We start from the raw sequence: 517 nt of genomic DNA, 5'->3' as shown, positions 1-517 counted from the left end.
TTGGTTCCACTCAGCCAAACGGCATCCATGGCCATGATCGCGCGGACGTGGCGCGGTTCCAGAGGGACACGCATCAGGCGGCAATAGGCCTCGATCTCCTGGAAGCTGATCGGGTTGGGTGCGTCCATCCCGCGCGACCTGCTGCGGCTCAGGGCGACAAAAGCGCTCCAGATGATCTCACAGCCTTCAGGCAGGTTTGCTGGCTTCTGCGTCGCCATTTGCTCCCCAAGGGCGCGAACTAGGTGTGTTTCGAGCCGATCCATCAGGAGATATCAAACTCTTGACGGAACGTGGCAGTCAGGCGTCCATGATCGTTTGTGACAAATGGTTTCTGCCAGTTTTCGCACGTGAACAATGCGCCGGTGAACTTGCCTTTGAAGTCATAGTAGAACGATTCAACACCCTTTCGCGCGGTCAGAAAGGCATCAATCGCGTCAATCTCTGAGGCCGAACCCTCGAAGGTGAGAGGGACAGTGCGACCGACTGAATTTATGCCAGCCGGAGACCGCTGCGAATA

General features: G+C 56.9%; 2 protein-coding genes. Both read right to left on the bottom strand.

Annotation, left to right across the window (positions count from 1 at the left end):
* Positions 1–218 (bottom strand): phage tail assembly chaperone (locus tag ACR0K5_RS25150; RefSeq protein WP_480632230.1); only part of this gene is annotated, 218 nt, incomplete at its 3' end.
* 44 nt (positions 219–262) lie between these two features.
* Positions 263–517: phage tail protein (locus tag ACR0K5_RS25145; RefSeq protein ID WP_480632229.1), on the bottom strand; the 255-nt coding region annotated here is incomplete at its 5' end.

The sequence above is a fragment of the Ruegeria sp. AB9 genome, assembly GCF_056542585.1.
The sequence above is the reverse complement of the archived record's forward strand: the minus strand, read 5'-3'. Positions and strand labels throughout refer to the sequence as shown.